The following is an 18742-nucleotide window of genomic DNA, read 5'->3' as shown; positions in this document are numbered from 1 at the left end:
CTCAGGTCTATTCGAATGTTTAGATGAAACTTCAGACCATTATAAAAATCAAGGAAGCTGAACTTCCGATCACCTATAAGAACAGGGTCTTATTAATGGGATCCTGTTTTGTAGAGAATATCGGAACGTTACTCCAGTACCATAATTTTCAGACCGAGGTCAATCCCTTCGGAATCATCTTCAATCCAGAGTCGCTGGCGGTGCTCTTTGAATCGCTTATTGATCGGAATTCCTTTGATTATGTGCCCGAACAAGGCAGATGGCATTGCCTTCAGGCTCATTCCAGACTAAGTGCTGCTTCACAGGAATCTCTCGAGATAAAGGTGGAAATGGCGATGAAAAGCTTCAAAGAATGGCTGGTTAATGCTGATACATTGATACTGACCTTGGGGACAGCCTGGGTGTATACGTATCTGGAATCCGGAAATTATGTGGCTAACTGTCACAAGATCGCACAGACGGCTTTTGAGAAAGAGCTTTTGAGCACTAAAAAGATCATCTATGCACTGGAAAGAATTGAAGCGGTTATCAGAAGGTTAAATCCTTCGATGAGGGTAATCGCTACGATATCTCCAGTGCGTCATCTCAAGGATGGGTTTGTCGAGAATCAGCAAAGCAAATCACACCTGATCACCGCACTGCATTATTTCGTTGGCCAGAAAAAAACAGTGGAATTATTTTCCTTCCTATGAGATCATGATGGATGAATTACGGGATTATCGTTTCTATGCGGAAGATATGGTGCATCCGAACACGATCGCTGTTCAGTATATCTGGGAACGATTCAGAGATACATGGATTTCCAACGATTCTCTTTCCGTTATGAAGGAGGTGGATGCGATCCGAAAGGGACTTGCGCATCGTCATTTCGATCCGGATTCTGAATCGGCAATATTATTCAGAGAACGATTGGCGCAAAAGATTTCAGCACTGACCCTGAAATATCCGTTTATGGATTTTTCTTATGTTTCCGAAGACTGAACGCTTATTGGGTAGTTTTTCCGGGATCCCGATTTTCAATTCCTTTTACACCCATGAGGCTATCACCTAATAAAGCGCGTTGTGCAGCTGCAATCTCTTTGATTTTGGTTACGATTTCCGGATAGTTAGCCGCTACGTCTATCGTCTCTTCCTTATCAGTTTCCAGGTCATAAAGTTCAACCTTTTGTACATGTATTACTTTGTATTTACCGGGATTCCCATCCTTTCCGGGTGATTGTCCCTTCATCGAATTAAAGGCATGAGGAAATACAAGTTTCCATTTCCCATACCGAACGCTTTGAAGCTCATTTGTACGGTAATAATTAAAGTATGCTTCATGAGAAGGGGTGTGGCTAATTCCTTTCAGTATAGGCGTAATATCATGACCGTCAATTTTCTTTTCCGGTAACGAAGCACCGGTGATCGATGCGATCGTTGGCAGAATATCGATACCCATTACCGGGGTTGTTATTGTTTTACCCTGCGGTAGATATCCCGGGAACTTCGCGATAAAGGGTACCCGTTGCCCCCCTTCCCAGGTGGTTCCTTTGCCTTCCCGAAAAGGAAACGCGCTTCCGGCATGATCTCCATAGGCAAGCCAGGGTCCGTTATCGGAAGTATAGATCACCAGGGTATTATCGCTTAGGCCATGCTCGTTTAATGCTTTTATAATTTCACCTACAGACCAATCGATCTCCATCATCACATCACCATAGAGACCGCGTTTAGATTTACCTCTGAAGGCTTTTGATGCAAATAAGGGCACATGAGGTTGGGGATGTGGAACATAAAGAAAAAAGGGGTCCTCTTTGTTTCTCCTGATAAAATCGGTAGCCATTTCGGTGATCTGACGGGTGAGCTCACTTTGGTCTTCCAGGGTGTCGATTATTTTTTCATTTCTATACAATGGAAGTGGCCCGAAATTAAATACAGTTCCTTGTTGTGGATGGTTTGGCCACATGTCGTTGGAGTAAGGAATTCCGAAATATTCATCGAATCCCTGTTGGTTGGGCATAAATTGAGCTGCATCTCCCAGATGCCATTTTCCAAAGATAGCGGTGCGATATCCCTCGTTTTTCAGCATTTCAGCAAGGGTGGTCTCTTCCGGATTAAGCCCGATCGGAGCATTTGGCATTAGTGCATTATGGATGCCTATCCGGTTTGGGTAGCAACCAGTGAGAATCGCGGCTCGGGACGCTGAACAAACCGGTTGAGCCACATAGTAATCGGTTAATCGCACACCCTCTGCTGCCATGGTGTCGATATTAGGGGTTAGAATGTCGGGAGAGCCATAGCATCCCAGATCCTGATATCCCTGATCATCGGTAAGGATGATAATGATATTGGGTTTGCCTGATCTTTGTGATCGCAGACCACTAAAACAGGTGGCGATCAGTAATACGAGTAACACATTTTTGAACATAAGTTTTCTTTACAGATGTATACAAGGTAATTTAATTCTTTGAGAATTGGGAAGACGATGTAGTATCCTGATCGCAGTTGGCACATTTTGTGTATTTTAGAGAGGTGAAATTAAATTTCAGTGTCTATGCGTAAGATTTTGATCGGAGTAGTTATTACATTGATGGTCGTGTTTATGATCCGTAGCTGTGAAGATCAGTTAGATGGCAAAAGAATACTTTCAGAAAGTTCTATGTTGATCAGAAATGAGATCGAGAATGTAAGTAAGCTGGTCGTTACAGAAGGGCATTTTGCTGAAGTATTCAATTATCGGGAATCGGAAAACCTTTTTGGAAATCTAATCACCACAGAAAAGAAGGCGCTGGTGGTTGTGAATGCCGAAGTTGCGGTTAGTTATGATCTGAGTCAGCTTGGTTTTCAGCTCGATAGTCTGAATAAAGTATTGCGAATTACCACACTCCCTGACCCTGAGATCAGAATTAGTCCGGATCTTGAATATTACGATGTTCAGGGTGATTACCTGAATCCTTTCGATGCCGATGATTACAATGCGATCAAAAATAAGGTCAATGCATCGCTTAGAAAAAAGATAGAACGGTCAAATCTTGTCAGTAATGCAGAGAATCGTCTGTTGAGCGAGTTATCAGGTATCTATGTACTTACTAATTCCTTAGGCTGGACTTTAGAATATCAGGATCGCGTTCTGAGTGATACGACACTAAAATCGTTGCCGGTTTTTAAGAATTAGGGGTGGTTTCTGTAATATATTGAATCACCCATTCGTAGAAATCATTTTTGAAATTCGGAATATACCATTCCTTTTCAGGTAGTAGATCATCCTTTTTGACCAATACCATATTATCTTTCATCCGTTGGTAATGTATCTGAATATTCTCTTCTTTGCCCGAGGTCCAGAAGATCTGTTTTGAAGCGATCTCTCCGGTGGTATTGAGATTTAGAACGATAGCGCTGAAACTCTGATCTCCTGTTTTGCTGCTGTACAGAATCGCTCTGGCCTTTTCTATTGGGATGAGGTTTTTAAAAAGGGAGGTGCCTTCAAGTCCCGCGTTACGTGTAAAAAGACCATTTGCCGGATTATACAAATAAGGTGTAAATCGTGAATTGCCATTATTGTCGGTTCCACTTTTGAAGGAAAGATCCTGTAAACCGTCAAAATTCAGGTCAGCAAAACTCTCATTAGCGATACTGTCGCTGATCGTGCTGATAGGTACCGGTGACTGACTTTGCCCTGACCTTGGAACACGGAAGATCACCCGGTCATTAGAGGCGTCCATCAGTAATTTCTGCCGTACCAGTACATTGACTTCAAAATCTGAAGGGCGTGAAGTTCTCGAATACTGGACATCGAATTTCCAGTAGGCTTTTCTGCCATTAACAGCAAAACTGTCCGTTTTCATTTGAAATACGGTGTCTTTTAGCTCCCTGTAATATTGAGGGTAAGATCGTTTGAATCGATGCGGTACCGATGATTTACTGATGAATTGGAACTGACGGTCATATAGAAAGGTGTTCACGACCGAATCAACGGTATATTCAACAAGGTGCTTGTTATCTGTAGTAAGTTTTTCTGTAAGTACATGTTGAACGAAGATACTATCGTTTTTGAATTCACTTGAATAAGAAGTGAAACCTTTGGGTAATTTCTTTCTGCCCGATAGGATCATTTGTCCAAACAAACTGTCTTTTCCTTTTATGATCAGCTTTTTGTACCAGGTGCTGTCGGTGACGAAGTAATACGGCGTCGCTGATAGATTGGTATCCATTGTCAAAAATGGTTTGTCTGCCGTATAGATATTGGCTCCCGGATTTGTTATGATAAGTGTGCTGTCATTCAGTATACGCCGACTTTTTCGGATTTTGAAGAAGCGATCCTTATCGGTGATATTATCGTAGAACTTTCTTTCGGTAAGAAGATCGTAAAAGTAATTTCCGGCTTTGTCGGTTGGTGAAATTGAGACCGGATTTTCCGCTGCATCGATGACATAAGAATTGATGTTATGGGTTTTTTCATCGATGGTATAGGCGAAATAATTTTTCCCGCTTTTTTCATCTATCCTAAAGGCCTTTCCGTCGATCAGTGCTCCCAGAGAATGATCATCATACCGGAAAAGGGTTTTGTCAAAGGTTGATACTTTGCCTTGAAGTGCTGCTTTACCTTCAAGGTTGACCGCGAGCATCAGCGAATCAGAAGAACGAATAATGCTTCCCTGAAAATAGATGGAATCTCCGGACTTTAATTTTTTGTTCGCGTTACGAATGGTTTGTTGAACGAGTTCCGGGTCAGAAAGAATCTTCTTGGTTATCTGAGTATTTTGCAGGCTGTCTCGCTTGCGGGCGAGCTCTTCTTCAGTTTTTTTTTGGTCGTCTTTACAGGAAAAGATAGTGAAGACGAAAAGTATGATAGCGATAACGGAATATCTGTTATTCATCGATGTTGTTATTCAAGCTGGGGTTAGGGGATTCTAGTGGTGGATCAGGGCATTGTCAACTAGTTCGATACCATCGTCGATAAGGTGGCCCACCTTGGGGCGTTCTAGCTTTACTTCATGGAGATGCTGCAGGATTTCTCCGGCAAAATCGCTGTCTCCGTTCAGGCGGGCTAATTCGTATAGCTCGACAGATAAAAGCCAGTCTTCCGGATGATGAAATTTTATTTCCTCGAAGACCTTATGTCGTGAAATGGTGCGATTTTTACCGGAACGGAATTCCCGAACCTGACGATAAAGGTCTTCCAGATGTCGCCTTTGTGGGGAAATTTTAGATTTTATGGTTTTTTCAGAAGGCACGTGCGTGATCAGATCGAAGCTGTTGACATCTGCTGGTCCACTATATGCAGAGGCAACTGATTTACCAACCGCAAGATTGTAGATCTCTTCTTTGGATTCAAAGATCGTGATATCTTCATGAGCAACCTTACAGTTGCGGAGTGATATCATGATGATCTTGCCCTGAAGGTTCCTGGTTCCGGTCACAATGGTTCCTGAAACCGAAATGGCGCCTTCAAATTCAAGCGCTACCTGTTCTCCTTCATAGATATTATAAGCTTTCAGGTCTCTCGGACTCATATCTTCAATCGCGAGGTTGATGCCTTTCAATTTACCCACAGGGGTGCCAAAGCCATCTCGGTGTTTTTCGATACCATGACCGACTAATTCCTTATCGCGATAAGCGAGAGCGGTTTCGCCCTGTGTTTGTATATAGACCGGCTGGCCCTCATGGGCGATCACTTTATTGAAGATTCCTGAGATCTGAATTCCGGTAGAGAGCTCGACGGTTCCCAGTGCTTTTGAATGGATGAGTTTCTCTATTCCGTTCAGTCCGCCCTTTCGGAGTGCCATCGTATTGGCGAATTCTTCGAGTACCTGACTCAGGTGTGCAAAATCGGGAGTAACGAAAAGCTGGGGTTGTGGCTTGGTGATATCGAATTCCTGATAGGCCGCTTCCAGGGTATAAGGAAGTTTCCTGACCTTATCGGTCATACACCAGGTGCTTTCCCCGATCGATGACAACAATCCGGCACCGTATATCCTCGGATTTTCCGGAGTACCAATAAGGCCGTATTCCACCGTCCACCAGTGAAGATTTCGAATCAGTGCCATTTCGCTGTTATCTCCTTCCTGTTGCTGGAGTTCAGCAACCCTTTTTTCAGCAGCTTCTATTTCAGAGGCTGGAGTGCCTTCCGCTTCCTTAATAATGGAAAGGTGCCTCACTGCTTCATAAATCTCATGATCTCTGGCACTGGAAATAGCTTTACAGCCTATTTCTCCGAATCTTCGGAGATATTCGGCATACTCCGGATTGGCGATAATAGGAGCATGACCGGCACCTTCATGTATGATATCCGGAGCGGGTGTGTATTCGATGTTTTCCAGTTGCCGGATGTCACTGGCGATCACCAGCACATTATAGGCCTGGAATTCCATAAATGCATTTGGCGGTATGAAACCATCAACTGCTACTGCCGCCCATCCTATATCTTTTAGGATACGGTTCATGCCATACATGCTGGGTATTTCATCGATACTGATACCGGTTTTTTTTAGTCCTTCCAGATAGGATTCATGGGCAACCTTACTTAAATAATCCACATTTTTGCGCATCACGTAACGCCATACGGCCTGGTTTACGGGCGTATATTCGTCGTAATCCTGAGGTTTGATGAACTGTTTCAGGTGCTTTGGCAGTTTATCCAGTAAAGGGTTGCTTTTATATGCTGTTTCCATAGGTGGTAAGTTACTAAATTCTAAGATATCTGCCTTGATATTTGTAATGTTCGTATTGTTATCACCGACTGAAGTCAGGTAACCATAAAAATTTAAAAATGAAGAAATCGAATTTGAGTCCGGTAGTACTTGTAATGCTGTTATTTGTAGTTGCCTGCTCTCAGGCCCAATCGCTGGATTACAGTAAATACGGGATGGAAGCCGCTGATGTTCCGGTTGGACTACAAAAAGGCGATAAGGCTCCGGAAATAATGATGACTTTGGATGACGGAACTGATGTTTCGCTTGCGGAATTATATAAAAAGCAGCCGGTTGTGGTATTATTCTATCGCGGATACTGGTGTCCTGTTTGTAACAGATATCTTGCCGACTTCGCAAAGGATGCAGAAAAGATCGAAGCAAAAGGTGCCAAAATCGTGGCCGTAACACCCCAAACTTATGAGAATGCAGCGATGACCGCTGAAAAAACCGGTGTTGGGTTTACGATTGTCTCGGATAAGGATGGTAGTATTATGAAAGCATTTGATGTAGACTTCAAGGTGACCGAGGATTATCAGCAAAAGATATTGAAAGGGTTGAATACTTCGATTGCAGAAACCAGCGCTTTTGAGGAGGCTGTATTACCGGTTCCGGCAACTTTTATCATTGATAAGAATGGGGTAGTGGTTTATCGTCAATTCGATCCTGATTACAGAAACAGGGCTTCCGTAAAAGATATTCTTGCGAATTTACCGGAATAATTCAGCGGAATTTTGAGCTACAAAAAGCGGTTGTTAAAGAAGGAATAATCCTCAGATTTTTAAACAACAGGTAAGTTCTCCAGGTCTGATTATTTTACCTGCAATAAGCTGACTCCTTTAACAACCGCGAAGTGGCTGTAACGCCTTAATTTGTAGAAGTGACCGTTGTTGCCATGACACCGTTTTCCGGTGGGAATTTGGACAGAATTTCCTGTACGAATTCATGGATTCGGGACTCCTTTTTAGTCAGGTCTCCATTGGTGATCAAATTACCGGTACCCTTACCTTGCCATACGAGTTCTTTCTTCTTTGCATCGATCAGATCGATGTAAAGCGATCCCTCAGTAGATGAAGATACGTTATTGTAACCTCCACCCCAGTAAGGTCCCCAATAAGGTCCCCATCCCCAACCATAGTTATTGTACACGCTGATGCGTTCCTTTTCACTGGTGAAGATACTGACCAGAAGATCGGGGTTTTCCGATTTCTGATAACCTTTAGATACCAATTCGTTTTGAATGGATCTGAGTATGCGTTTTTTATCAAGATCAGAGATTTCAGCCTTGTCGATGCCCGGTTTGTAAAAGGCAAAGGTCTTATACTGGGTGAAATCGGCAGTACGGTCGTAGTCTGCTGCAACTCTCACGGAGGAACAGGAAACAACCAGGGCGGCTAATACCACCAAAGAGAGAATAATCCGTGTACTTTTCATAATTGTTGATTTTTATGTTGTTATTGCGGAATAGTCTCTTATTTGATCTGTTCGTACTATTCCGGGTCTACAGTTTCTCCAGCAACGCTTCATCTACCATATTTGGTAGCGTGACCTTTAATCTTGGTTCGATATCCATCGCGCGTTTGATGGCGAAAATTGCTTCATCATTTCTGGCCCAGCTACGTCTTGCGATTCCGTTATTTACATCCCAGAAAAGCATGGATTTAAGGTTAGCATCGGCTTCTATAGTACCATCAAGTACCATGCCAAATCCACCGTTCATAACCTCACCCCAACCGACTCCGCCGCCGTTGTGAATACTTACCCAGGTAGCTCCTCTAAAACTGTCTCCGATCACGTTCTGAACAGCCATATCTGCCGTAAAGCTCGAGCCGTCGTAAATATTCGAAGTTTCCCTGAAAGGTGAATCTGTTCCACTTACATCGTGGTGATCCCGACCTAAAATTACAAAACCGATTTCATTTTTCGCAATTGCTTTATTAAAAGCTTCGGCAATTTTCATTCTTCCTTCAGCATCGGCATACAGGATTCTTGCCTGAGATCCGACTACCAGTTTATTCTCCTGGGCTCCCTTGATCCATTGGATGTTATCCGCCATTTGCTGCTGGATCTCTGCTGGAGCCTCCTTTTTCATTTCTTCGAGTATGTTGCAGGCGATCTCATCAGTTTTTCTGAGATCCTCCGGGTTACCACTTGCGCAGACCCATCGGAATGGACCAAAACCGTAGTCAAAGCACATTGGTCCCATAATATCCTGTACATAGCTAGGGTATCTGAATCTTGTCTGGTCATCTTTGGCGAAAATATCGGCTCCTGCCCGTGATGATTCCAATAGAAATGCATTTCCGTAATCAAAGAAGTACGTTCCTCTTTCCGAATGGCTATTGATCGCTTTGACCTGTCTGCGTAACGATTCCTGAACATGTAATTTGAATTGTTCCGGATCTTCGGCCATCATCTTATTTGCGTCTTCGAAACTAATTCCTGCTGGATAATACCCTCCGGCCCATGGGTTATGGAGAGAGGTCTGGTCGGATCCCAAATCGATATGGATATTTGCATCCAGGAATTTTTCCCATACATCGACTACATTACCTAAATATGCGATCGAAACCGTTTCCTTATTGTTTTGGGCTTCCTTTACTCTGGAAACAAGTTGCTCCAGGTCATCGGTTTTTTCATCTACCCATCCCTGAGAATGTCTGGTTTCCGCAGCTTTAGGATTAACCTCAGCACACACGGTGATACATCCGGCAATGTTACCGGCTTTAGGCTGGGCTCCGCTCATTCCACCGAGTCCAGAGGTTACAAAAATGTTTCCTTTAGGCTCTTTTCCGATCTTTCTAAAGCCGTTGAGCACGGTTATGGTTGTACCATGAACGATTCCCTGAGGTCCGATGTACATATAACTTCCTGCTGTCATCTGCCCGTACTGGGTTACACCGAGTGCATTGAATCGTTCCCAATCATCAGGTTTGGAATAATTAGGAATCATCATACCATTCGTAACGACAACCCGGGGAGCTTTCTTATGGGATGGGAAGAGTCCCAGCGGATGCCCGCTGTACATGACCAGGGTTTGTTCGTCGGTCATTTCGGCCAGATATTTCATGACCAGTAAGTACTGAGCCCAATTTTGGAAAACCGCTCCATTTCCTCCATAGGTGATGAGTTCATGCGGATGCTGAGCAACTGCGTAATCCAGATTGTTCTGGATCATCAGTTGAATACATCTCGCCTGATGTGAATTGCCCGGATATTCCGCTACAGGTCTTGCATACATTCGGTATTCCGGTCTGAAGCGATACATGTAGATCCTTCCATAGGTTTCCAGTTCTTTTGTGAATTCCGGAAGCAGTGTAGCATGATGCTCTTTTTCAAAATAGCGAAGCGCATTCTTCAATGCCAGTTTCTTCTCTTCTTTGGTAAGTATGTCTTTACGCTTTGGTGCGTGGTTTATCGTGTTATCGAAAGGTTTAGGTTGCGGAAGTTCTTTAGGAATTCCCAGTAAAATTTCTTCTTTAAAAGTCATTGTTGTTTATTTAAACGAATTGGATAAATACATGCCAGGAACATGACCATTTTAAAGAGGTCAGCTCCGGGAAATCAGGTTCAATGGCAAATAAAAAAGTCTAGGGATAACGGATATCGGCTCTGTGATGTGTCAGAGCAATACTTTTCTTGTATTTCATCGTTGCGATATCCATTAGAATGTTTTAATTGGTTTTTTTGTTGAATCCGTACGGACAATGACGACATCCACTCTCACAGCAATATCCACGTTTTAGGTGGTACTGGGCAGTAAAGACACGGTATCCTTCCGGACTCAGGTAATAATCCCCCGCTTCAGGAGGTACTATTTTCTTCATGAACTTTTAGTACATTTAAACTTTGAGGTAATTTCAATACTTTATTGAAAAATCCCATTATTTGTGTCGTTCCGTAAAATTTGGAATCGATATTTTTGCAAATATATAAGAATTGTTATCTCAGGCACTATCACAGTACATGATTTTGATTTTCAGATATATTTTCCCTTATCACTATGTCGGACTCACCATCTGGCCATTGATCATTCTCAGGGAGGCCTCATTAAGGGATGACAAAGTGTTGATCAATCACGAGCGTATTCATTTACGTCAGCAAGTTGAATTGCTCATTATACCCTTTTATCTGATCTATTTTATGGAATACATCTTTGGTCTTCTGAAATACCGTAGCAGTATACTCGCATATCGCAATATCAGTTTTGAAAAGGAGGCCTATGCCAATGAGTATGATCTGGAATACCTCGAAAAACGAAATTTTTGGACCTTTCTGAAGTATTACAGGTCATGAATCTAAAATCCCTGCATTTGCAGCATCAGGAAATACATTTGGAAAAGCTAGAGCGCTATGGCATCAGACTTGTGATTAAACGGGAAGATCTGATTCATCCGTTCGTCTCCGGGAATAAATACCGAAAATTAAAATACAACCTGGTCGAATTACAGGAAAAAGGTTACGCTAAGTTACTCACCTTTGGAGGCGCTTATTCCAATCATATCGCTGCCACCGCCTATGCAGCGAAGGAACAAGGAGTCAAAGCGATTGGCGTGATCCGGGGTGAAGAACTAAAGGCCAAAGCGGGAGAGAATCCTACCCTGAATTTTGCGCGTAAGCAGGGAATGGAGTTGCATTTCGTTTCCAGAGAAATATACCGTACTAAGACTCAGCCGATGTTCCTCGAATCATTATATAGAAGGTTCGGAGACTTTTATCTGCTCCCGGAAGGTGGAACCAATGCCCTGGCTGTAAAAGGATGTGAGGAAATCCTCGTTGAAAAGGATTCCGCATTCGATTATATCTGTTGTGCGGTGGGCACGGGTGGAACGATATCAGGGCTGATCAATGCTTCTACAGTGCATCAAAAGGTTTTAGGCTTCCCGGCACTTAAAGGTTCTTTTTTAAAAAATGAAATATGTAATTTTGTTTCCGGCAAGAATTGGGAGCTGATCGAAGATTATCATTTTGGAGGGTATGCTAAAATATCGGCATCACTGGTGAATTTTATCAATGTCTTTAAAGAACAGACCGCAATACCATTGGATCCCGTTTATACCGGGAAGATGATCTACGGAATACTCGACCTTGCCGAAAAGGGCTATTTTTCCCGGGGTTCGTCTATTCTGGCAATACATACCGGAGGCTTACAAGGGATACCCGGAATGAACCAGATTTTGAAACGAAAGCAATTACCTCTTATACAATGAAACTGAACCGACTAATACTGATCGTGGTACTGCTCACTTTGGTGGGATGTGGCTCACACAGGAAATCTAAAAAATCCCGAACCTACCGAAGACCACCGGTGAAAAAGGAAACTGTAAAGCAGGATACTCAAGATAAAAATACCGATACTTTCGAATCTACCTCTAAAACAACCGTATATACGGATGTGGTTGAACAGTATATTGCGGACTTCGATGATATCGCAATGAGGAATATGCGTGATTATGGAATTCCTTCCAGTATCATACTTGCTCAGGGTATTTTGGAAAGTGGAGCTGGCCGTGGTAATCTCGTAAAAAGGGCAAATAATCATTTTGGAATAAAATGCCATCAGGGATGGGAAGGTGAAAAAGTTTATCATGATGATGATGAGGATGATGAATGTTTCAGGAAGTATGAACATCCGGAGCAATCCTATATGGACCACTCCTTATTCTTAACCGGTCGGAAACGGTATGCGTCACTTTTCGAACTTAAAAAGAACGATTATAAAGGTTGGGCCAAAGGGCTTAGAGCTGCCGGATATGCAACCGATCCTAAATATCCTCAAAAGCTGATCAGTATCATCGAAAAGTATAAACTCTACCGATTTGACGCTGAAGTTCTGGGGGATCGATTTGTGGAAGTGACCGAGAGTCGTGACGGACTCTATCATATAGTGCAAAAAGGCGATACGCTGTATTCGCTTTCGAAACGCTATAATGTTTCGGTGGATGAGATCAAGCGGATTAATAAATTAAAAGATAATAACATCGCGATAGGGCAAGAGCTCTATTTCAATTAAATAAATACTATGCTGTATAAAAGAAGCAGTGAGCTTTTCAGAGAGGCCGCTAAGGTCATTCCGGGCGGCGTTAATTCTCCGGTAAGAGCTTTTAAGGCGGTAGGTGGAGACCCGATATTCGTAACTCATGCGAAGGGGGCTTACCTCTATGATGAAGATGGAAATAAACTGATCGACTATATCGCTTCCTGGGGGCCAATGATTTTGGGTCATGCCCATGAACCCGTAGTTAATGCGGTTAAGGAAAGAGCAGAAAAAGGTACTTCCTTTGGAATGCCAACTGCGCTGGAAACGGAGATTGCGGAACAAGTGGTGGCGATGGTGCCAAATATCGATAAAGTTCGTTTTGTGAACAGTGGAACTGAAGCTTGTATGAGTGCAGTACGTCTGGCTCGTGGATACACAGGCAAAGATAAAATCATAAAATTTGCAGGCTGTTACCATGGGCATTCCGACTCCTTCCTGATTCAGGCGGGGAGTGGTGCGGTTACCTTCGGTAGTCCGAATAGCCCAGGTGTTACTCAGGGAACAGCCAAAGATACCCTGCTTGCTGCCTATAACGATCTGGCCCAGGTAAAGGAACTGATTGAAGCGAATAAAGGTGAAGTAGCAGCTATTATTTTGGAACCTGTAGCGGGTAATATGGGTTGCATTTTGCCGATAGAAGGGTTTGTGGAAGGTCTCCGTGAGGTTTGTGATCAAGAAGGGATCTTGCTGATCTTCGATGAGGTAATGACAGGATTCCGCCTTTCGAAAGGAGGAGCCCAGGAGACGTTGGGTGTAAAAGCAGATATTGTCACTTTTGGAAAGGTGATCGGTGGCGGACTGCCGGTAGGTGCTTTTGCGGCCCGTAATGAGATCATGAATCACCTTGCTCCGGAAGGACCCGTATATCAGGCAGGAACGCTTAGCGGTAATCCGCTTGCGATGGCAGCCGGATTAACGATGCTTCAGGAATTAGCAGACAAGCCGGAGATCTATGATAGTCTTCAAAAGAAAACGGAATACCTGAGAGACGGTCTCGAAAAGGTCTTTGCGGCTTCAGGTTTTGAATATTGTATCAATCAGAAAGGTTCGATGATCTCTGTGCATTTCACAAATGAAGTATTTGATTTTGCTACAGCTGCTAAAGGGAATAACGATAAGTTCAAAGATTTTTTCCATGGGATGCTCGCTGAAGGAATCTATCTTCCTCCTAGTGCATTTGAAAGTTGGTTTCTCAATGATGCGTTAAGCTATGAGGATCTCGACAATACCATTAAAGCAGCGAAAACAACGTTGGCTAAGATGAAGTAAAAATAAAGGCTGTCACTATTGGGTTTCCCCGGTGACAGCCTTCTCAATGTAACGAGTAACTTACATAGTTATCTTCCCCGACGCTCCATATGTCGTTTTACCACATGGGTGCGTACTTTCTTTTCCATATTCACATACTTTTTGAATTGTTCTTCGTCAAGTATACCTTTTAATTGTTTTTGTTCTGCGATCTGCTTGTCTAATCGCGCATTCATCATCTTGAATTTTTCGTCAGAAGAGAGTGTCTTCACTGAATCTCTGTTTTTGAAATTTGCCATCATCGCTTTGCGATCACTGATCTTTGCTTTTTCAAAGTCAAGCATTTGTTGCTGCTGCTTGTCTGTAAGGTCAAGGGCAAGGGTCAGTTTCTTGGTTTTAAGAATAGCCATTTGTTCAGCAGTGAAATCATTTTTCATTCCGCGATCACCTCTTCTTTTTTGTGGATGATTCTGAGCCGATAAACCTGTTACAAATACGAGTAACAGCGTTGCTAAAAATACTTTTTTCATGATACTGTTTGTTTTACGATTGTGATGCTTTGACATTTCAGGGAATAAAAGGTTTAAAACAGACCTGAATGTTAACAAATGTTTAGGGTGAAAAGTTAAAAATCAGGTATGAACCTTTAAGAGATGTTAAAGATTTCATAATAGGCGTAACATTTTGAGTTTTAGGCAGTCTTAATTATAAATCAAACAACGAACAGTAATATAAATCATCAAAAAATGAACAGTTTAATTTTAGCAGGTAGTCTACTTTTCTCAATGAGCGTTACTACCCAGACAATCGACCAGACCCATCCCGGTGAAGCAAACCGGTTTAACGGAACTAATCAGCCGGAAATAACTTCAACAGTAAATAATGATGCCATGCATGTTGTTTTGGATAATATGGTTTACATCGAAGAAGAACAACCCGTAGAACTAGGTTTCGATACAGCGCAATATTTGCCAGAAGGCTTTGATCCGTATATCGGAAACCTTAATGATATTGAATATATAGATCTCGATGAGATCGAAGTTGAATTCGATACGGATCTTGAACAATATTTGCCAGAGAATTTCGATCCGCATGTTGGTGACCTGAACAGCATCATGTATATCGATCTCGAAGAACAATCTTTACTGGAACTAGCCTACGTGCATTGAGTTTCGGTAATCTTTTCCCAGCAGGGAATGTTGTAATTCTGTTAGTTAATAGCAAGCGGTAAGAAAACAAATATGAAGTGGAACTATGTTTGAAATCATTTGTTTTTTTACCGCTTCTTTGTGCTTTTTATCGTGAAAAAGTGTCGTTTAGTCGAAGTCTTGCAAACGGTATAATAAATTTCCTACTTTTAAAGTCCCAATCAAAACCTAAAAACCATGAAGAAAAAGGATAGCTACTTTAATCCTATTCCGGCCATTGTACTTGGTACCGGATTTACCCTAGCCAGTTTAGCATTAGCAATTACGATATTATACGGTTTATTCTAAAATGAACTAAGGTTTTCAGTTTCAGTTGAAAAAGGAGTTTGTTGATAGCAAACTCCTTTTTTTATTTTAAGTGTAGTTGAATAAAGATGTTACCTGTTACGTTGTTACTTGTGACCTTGTAACATGTCACAGACGAATGAGGAATTGAGAATTGAGAACTCTTAACTTTTAATTCTAACTCTTAATCCATAAAAATCCTGTTCAACAGAATCTTATAACGTGATAACTAAAACCTGTTTATGAAGTGCGATTACGCCTGAAGTTTTACCCAAAGACCACCATCTTCACCTTCTTTTTCAACTTTAGCGACCCCGTTCTTGGTGAGTTCTTTGATCGCTTTATCCCATTTTTTATTACTCAATTGCGAGGCTTCTTTCAGATCGTTCAAAAGGATCGGATTTGCAGATTTCAGGGTGTTGAATACTGCAGCAGCGTCTTCACTGAGGGTCGGAGCCTTTTTTTCAGGACGCATTTGAGGGAAGAACAATACTTCCTGAATAGAAGCATTGTTGGTAAGTAACATAACAAGTCGGTCTATTCCGATACCGATTCCAGATGTTGGAGGCATACCATATTCCAAGGCTCTGAGGAAATCCTGATCGATGAACATCGCTTCATCATCTCCTTTCTCTGAAAGTCGGAGCTGCTCTTCAAAGCGTTCGCGCTGATCGATAGGGTCATTCAACTCGGAATAAGCATTCGCAAGTTCTTTACCATTCACCATAAGTTCAAAACGTTCGGTTAGTGCCTTATCGGTTCTGTGTTCTTTGGTCAGCGGACTCATCTCTTTTGGATAATCGATGATGAAGGTCGGTTGCACATAATTATGCTCGCATTTTTCTCCGAAGATCTCGTCGATGAGTTTGCCGATACCCATGGTTTCATCAACTGGAATTTCCAGTTCATGACAGACCTTGCGTAACTCCTCTTCAGACATACCTGCCACATCGTATCCTGTATGGTCTTTGATGGCCTGGAGGATAGGGACTCTTGGGAAGGGAGCTTTAAAACTGATCTTGTTTTCTCCAACCTCCACTTCAGTACCGCCGGTAGCATCGGTAGCTACTTTTTCCAATAGCTTTTCTGTCATGTCCATCATCCAGTTGTAGTCTTTATATGCTACATAAAGTTCCATAACTGTAAATTCCGGATTGTGGGTTCGATCCATTCCTTCATTTCTGAAGTCCTTGGCAAACTCATATACTCCGTCGAATCCGCCTACGATCAGTCTTTTTAGGTAAAGTTCATTAGCGATTCTTAGGTATAGCGGGATATTTAGTGCATTATGATGGGTTACAAAAGGTCTGGCTGTTGCACCGCCGGGTATTGATTGCAGGATGGGAGTCTCCACTTCAAGATATCCTCTTTGGTTGAAGAAATCACGCATACTGCTGGTGATTTTCGTTCTTTTGATGAAAGTGTCCTTAACATGAGGATTAACAATCAAGTCTACATAACGCATACGATAGCGCTGCTCTGGGTCATTGAATTCATCAAAGACTTTACCTTCACTATCAACCTTAGGCAGTGGTAATGGACGTAAGGATTTGTTGAGCAATGTAAAGTCCTTAACCATTACAGTCATTTCTCCAACATTGGTCTTGAAAAGTTCTCCTTCAATCCCGATAATATCACCGATATCGAGAAGTTTTTTATAAACCTCATTGTATTTTTCCTTATCATCACCGGGACAGATCTCGTCACGGTTAAAGTATATCTGAATGCGACCTTCACTATCCTGTAATTCCGCAAAAGAGGCTTTTCCCTGGATACGACGAGACATTAATCTTCCTGCCAGAACCACCTTCTTGCCATCTTCGAATTCCTGTTTGACCTTTGATGAGGTGTGGTCTACCGGATATAAATCTGCCGGATATGGGTTTACGCCTAATGCTCTTAACTTACTGAGCTTTTCTCTGCGGATCAGTTCCTGTTCTGAAATTTGCATAGTTTCTTCTTATTTAAAGCGTGCAAAGATAGGGAGTATTTAACAATCAATCAATCTTATAAGATTCTTAATTGAATAATCCCGGATAATTCAAAAAGTTGTATTGGGTCGTCACAAGCAGATTTGTATTCGGAAATTGTAACATTTGGTGTTGATTTGCGTCATACAAGTAGTTCATCAATCAAAAAATCAAATCGATCAAATGAGTATCTGGAGAGTTTTTCTTTCAATAATCTGTCCGCCTCTCGCGGTACTGGACAAAGGGTGTGGTTCCATAATTATTGTGTTCATATTATGGCTCTGTGGCTGGGTTCCCGGCGTTATCGCCGCCCTTATCATTGTCAATAATCCGAAACGATAACAGGATAGGTAACTGATATAATGCTACCAGTGTCACCCAAATCACTAGTGTCACCATTGTCACTAGTGTCACCATTGTCACCATTGTCACCATTGTCCCTAGTGTCCCTAGTGTCCCTAGTGTCGCCAGTGTCTCCAGTGTCACTTATTTCCATAGTGTCACTAACAAACCGTATCTTTGCAGTATGAATAAGGAAGTATTTTACAAGGATCTCGGACTAAAGGATTATAAGGTTACCTGGGATTATCAGGAAGAACTTTTTAAAAGTGTTTTTGATATTAAAGTGTCGAACCGACGTCAGAACAGAGAGGATAAAACTCCTAATTATTTTCTTTATGTGGAACATCCCCATGTGTACACCCTGGGTAAAAGCGGAGATGTGTCTAATCTACTTCTAAATGAATCTCAGCTTGCATCGAAAGGAGCCACCTTCTATAAGATAAATCGGGGAGGAGATATTACCTATCACGGACCCGGACAAGTAGTGGGGTATCCTATTCTTGATCTTGAAAATTTCTTTACCGATATTCATAAGTATCTTCGTTTTCTCGAAGAGACGATTATTATGACTATGGATGAATACGGACTGAAAGGCATGCGCTCTGATGGGGAAACCGGCGTTTGGCTGGATGTGGGAACTCCCTTCGCCCGAAAGATCTGTGCGATGGGTGTTCGTGCTTCCCGGTGGATAACCATGCACGGTTTTGCCTTTAACGTCAATGCTGACCTTGGGTATTTTGACAACATAATTCCCTGTGGAATTCGAGATAAAGCGGTAACCTCCCTCAATGTAGAGCTAGGTGTTGCCAAAGTAGACGAGGCTGAGGTGAAACAAAAGTTGCTAAAAAACTTCGCGAAAAAATTCGAGGCAGTCATGATCTCTCAGGGGGATTGATTATCATGAGTTAAGAATTAAGAGTGTAGAGTTATGAGTTAGATTTAATTGAAAATTGAGAATTGAATTAAGAATTTGGAAAAAGTTTA

Annotated in this window: 19 protein-coding genes; 11 read left to right on the top strand and 8 right to left on the bottom strand. The window is 42.2% G+C overall.

Annotation, left to right across the window (positions count from 1 at the left end; genetic code table 11):
• The first annotated feature begins 23 nt into the window (after nucleotides 1-23).
• Together DMZ48_RS10370 and DMZ48_RS10365 are read left to right on the top strand one after the other, a co-directional pair.
• Nucleotides 24-692: a GSCFA domain-containing protein gene (locus DMZ48_RS10370; RefSeq protein ID WP_143955080.1), complete on the top strand. Its 669-nt coding sequence runs from the start codon at nucleotides 24-26 to the stop codon at nucleotides 690-692.
• Nucleotides 652-981, top strand: a complete 330-nt coding sequence (locus tag DMZ48_RS10365; protein WP_143955079.1) for a GSCFA domain-containing protein — start codon at nucleotides 652-654, stop codon at nucleotides 979-981. Before DMZ48_RS10370 ends, DMZ48_RS10365 begins: the two co-directional genes overlap by 41 nt.
• A 4-nt stretch (nucleotides 982-985) precedes the next feature.
• Here DMZ48_RS10365 and DMZ48_RS10360 read toward each other — a convergent pair whose 3' ends face one another.
• On the bottom strand, nucleotides 986-2404 hold the full coding sequence (locus tag DMZ48_RS10360; RefSeq protein ID WP_143955078.1) for a sulfatase family protein: 1419 nt from the start codon (nucleotides 2402-2404) through the stop codon (nucleotides 986-988).
• A 126-nt stretch (nucleotides 2405-2530) separates the two neighbouring features.
• Here DMZ48_RS10360 and DMZ48_RS10355 point away from each other — a divergent pair, with 126 nt between their 5' ends.
• Entirely contained in the window at nucleotides 2531-3151 is a 621-nt protein-coding gene (locus DMZ48_RS10355; RefSeq protein WP_143955077.1) for a DUF4230 domain-containing protein, read from the top strand.
• Here the strand turns inward: DMZ48_RS10355 and DMZ48_RS10350 are convergent.
• Nucleotides 3141-4853, bottom strand: a complete 1713-nt coding sequence (locus DMZ48_RS10350; RefSeq protein ID WP_143955076.1) for an XAC2610-related protein — start codon at nucleotides 4851-4853, stop codon at nucleotides 3141-3143. The genes DMZ48_RS10355 and DMZ48_RS10350 overlap by 11 nt on opposite strands.
• Before the next feature lie 33 nt (nucleotides 4854-4886).
• Nucleotides 4887-6647 carry an aromatic amino acid hydroxylase gene (locus DMZ48_RS10345; protein ID WP_143955075.1) on the bottom strand — a complete coding sequence of 587 codons (1761 nt, stop codon included), beginning with the start codon at nucleotides 6645-6647 and terminating at the stop codon, nucleotides 4887-4889.
• A gap of 98 nt (nucleotides 6648-6745) precedes the next feature.
• Here DMZ48_RS10345 and DMZ48_RS10340 point away from each other — a divergent pair, with 98 nt between their 5' ends.
• On the top strand, nucleotides 6746-7387 hold the full coding sequence (locus tag DMZ48_RS10340; RefSeq protein WP_143955074.1) for a peroxiredoxin-like family protein: 642 nt from the start codon (nucleotides 6746-6748) through the stop codon (nucleotides 7385-7387).
• Between the two features lie 145 nt (nucleotides 7388-7532).
• On the opposite strand, the gene DMZ48_RS10335 is transcribed toward DMZ48_RS10340, so the two are convergent.
• The 3 genes from DMZ48_RS10335 to DMZ48_RS18620 form a co-directional block, all read right to left on the bottom strand.
• A complete protein-coding gene (locus DMZ48_RS10335; RefSeq protein WP_143955073.1) occupies nucleotides 7533-8099 on the bottom strand; it encodes a DUF4136 domain-containing protein in 567 nt (188 codons plus the stop codon).
• Nucleotides 8100-8166: 67 nt separating this feature from the next.
• Entirely contained in the window at nucleotides 8167-10155 is a 1989-nt protein-coding gene (locus tag DMZ48_RS10330; RefSeq protein ID WP_143955072.1) for a urocanate hydratase, read from the bottom strand.
• A gap of 184 nt (nucleotides 10156-10339) precedes the next feature.
• A complete protein-coding gene (locus DMZ48_RS18620; RefSeq protein ID WP_162558703.1) occupies nucleotides 10340-10492 on the bottom strand; it encodes a C1orf53 family protein in 153 nt (50 codons plus the stop codon).
• Between the two features lie 139 nt (nucleotides 10493-10631).
• Between DMZ48_RS18620 and DMZ48_RS10325 the strand changes: the two genes are divergently transcribed.
• From DMZ48_RS10325 to hemL, 4 genes are read left to right on the top strand one after another with little or no spacing between them, the layout of a single operon-like run.
• Nucleotides 10632-10961, top strand: a complete 330-nt coding sequence (locus tag DMZ48_RS10325; protein ID WP_143955071.1) for a hypothetical protein — start codon at nucleotides 10632-10634, stop codon at nucleotides 10959-10961.
• Nucleotides 10958-11875 carry a 1-aminocyclopropane-1-carboxylate deaminase/D-cysteine desulfhydrase gene (locus DMZ48_RS10320; RefSeq protein WP_143955070.1) on the top strand — a complete coding sequence of 306 codons (918 nt, stop codon included), beginning with the start codon at nucleotides 10958-10960 and terminating at the stop codon, nucleotides 11873-11875. Before DMZ48_RS10325 ends, DMZ48_RS10320 begins: the two co-directional genes overlap by 4 nt.
• Nucleotides 11872-12678 carry a glucosaminidase domain-containing protein gene (locus DMZ48_RS10315; protein WP_143955069.1) on the top strand — a complete coding sequence of 269 codons (807 nt, stop codon included), beginning with the start codon at nucleotides 11872-11874 and terminating at the stop codon, nucleotides 12676-12678. The genes DMZ48_RS10320 and DMZ48_RS10315 overlap by 4 nt, the downstream gene beginning before the upstream one ends.
• Before the next feature lie 9 nt (nucleotides 12679-12687).
• A complete protein-coding gene (hemL, locus tag DMZ48_RS10310; RefSeq protein ID WP_143955068.1) occupies nucleotides 12688-13974 on the top strand; it encodes a glutamate-1-semialdehyde 2,1-aminomutase in 1287 nt (428 codons plus the stop codon).
• A gap of 68 nt (nucleotides 13975-14042) precedes the next feature.
• Here hemL and DMZ48_RS10305 read toward each other — a convergent pair whose 3' ends face one another.
• Complete coding sequence (locus DMZ48_RS10305; protein ID WP_143955067.1) at nucleotides 14043-14483, bottom strand: hypothetical protein; 441 nt, start codon at nucleotides 14481-14483, stop codon at nucleotides 14043-14045.
• Between the two features lie 216 nt (nucleotides 14484-14699).
• On the opposite strand from DMZ48_RS10305, the gene DMZ48_RS10300 reads away from it, so the two are divergent.
• Entirely contained in the window at nucleotides 14700-15122 is a 423-nt protein-coding gene (locus DMZ48_RS10300; RefSeq protein WP_143955066.1) for a hypothetical protein, read from the top strand.
• A gap of 577 nt (nucleotides 15123-15699) precedes the next feature.
• Here DMZ48_RS10300 and lysS read toward each other — a convergent pair.
• On the bottom strand, nucleotides 15700-17397 hold the full coding sequence (lysS, locus tag DMZ48_RS10295; RefSeq protein ID WP_143955065.1) for a lysine--tRNA ligase: 1698 nt from the start codon (nucleotides 17395-17397) through the stop codon (nucleotides 15700-15702).
• Between the two features lie 202 nt (nucleotides 17398-17599).
• Here lysS and DMZ48_RS10290 point away from each other — a divergent pair, with 202 nt between their 5' ends.
• Nucleotides 17600-17758, top strand: a complete 159-nt coding sequence (locus tag DMZ48_RS10290; protein WP_143955064.1) for a YqaE/Pmp3 family membrane protein — start codon at nucleotides 17600-17602, stop codon at nucleotides 17756-17758.
• A 184-nt stretch (nucleotides 17759-17942) separates the two neighbouring features.
• Complete coding sequence (gene lipB / locus DMZ48_RS10280; RefSeq protein WP_143955062.1) at nucleotides 17943-18653, top strand: lipoyl(octanoyl) transferase LipB; 711 nt, start codon at nucleotides 17943-17945, stop codon at nucleotides 18651-18653.
• Nucleotides 18654-18742: the final 89 nt, after the last annotated feature.

This window comes from Robertkochia solimangrovi (assembly GCF_007279655.1).
GTDB classification, from domain to species: domain Bacteria; phylum Bacteroidota; class Bacteroidia; order Flavobacteriales; family Flavobacteriaceae; genus Robertkochia; species Robertkochia solimangrovi.
Note: the sequence above shows the minus strand (reverse complement) of the source record. Positions and strands in the feature narration are given on the sequence as shown.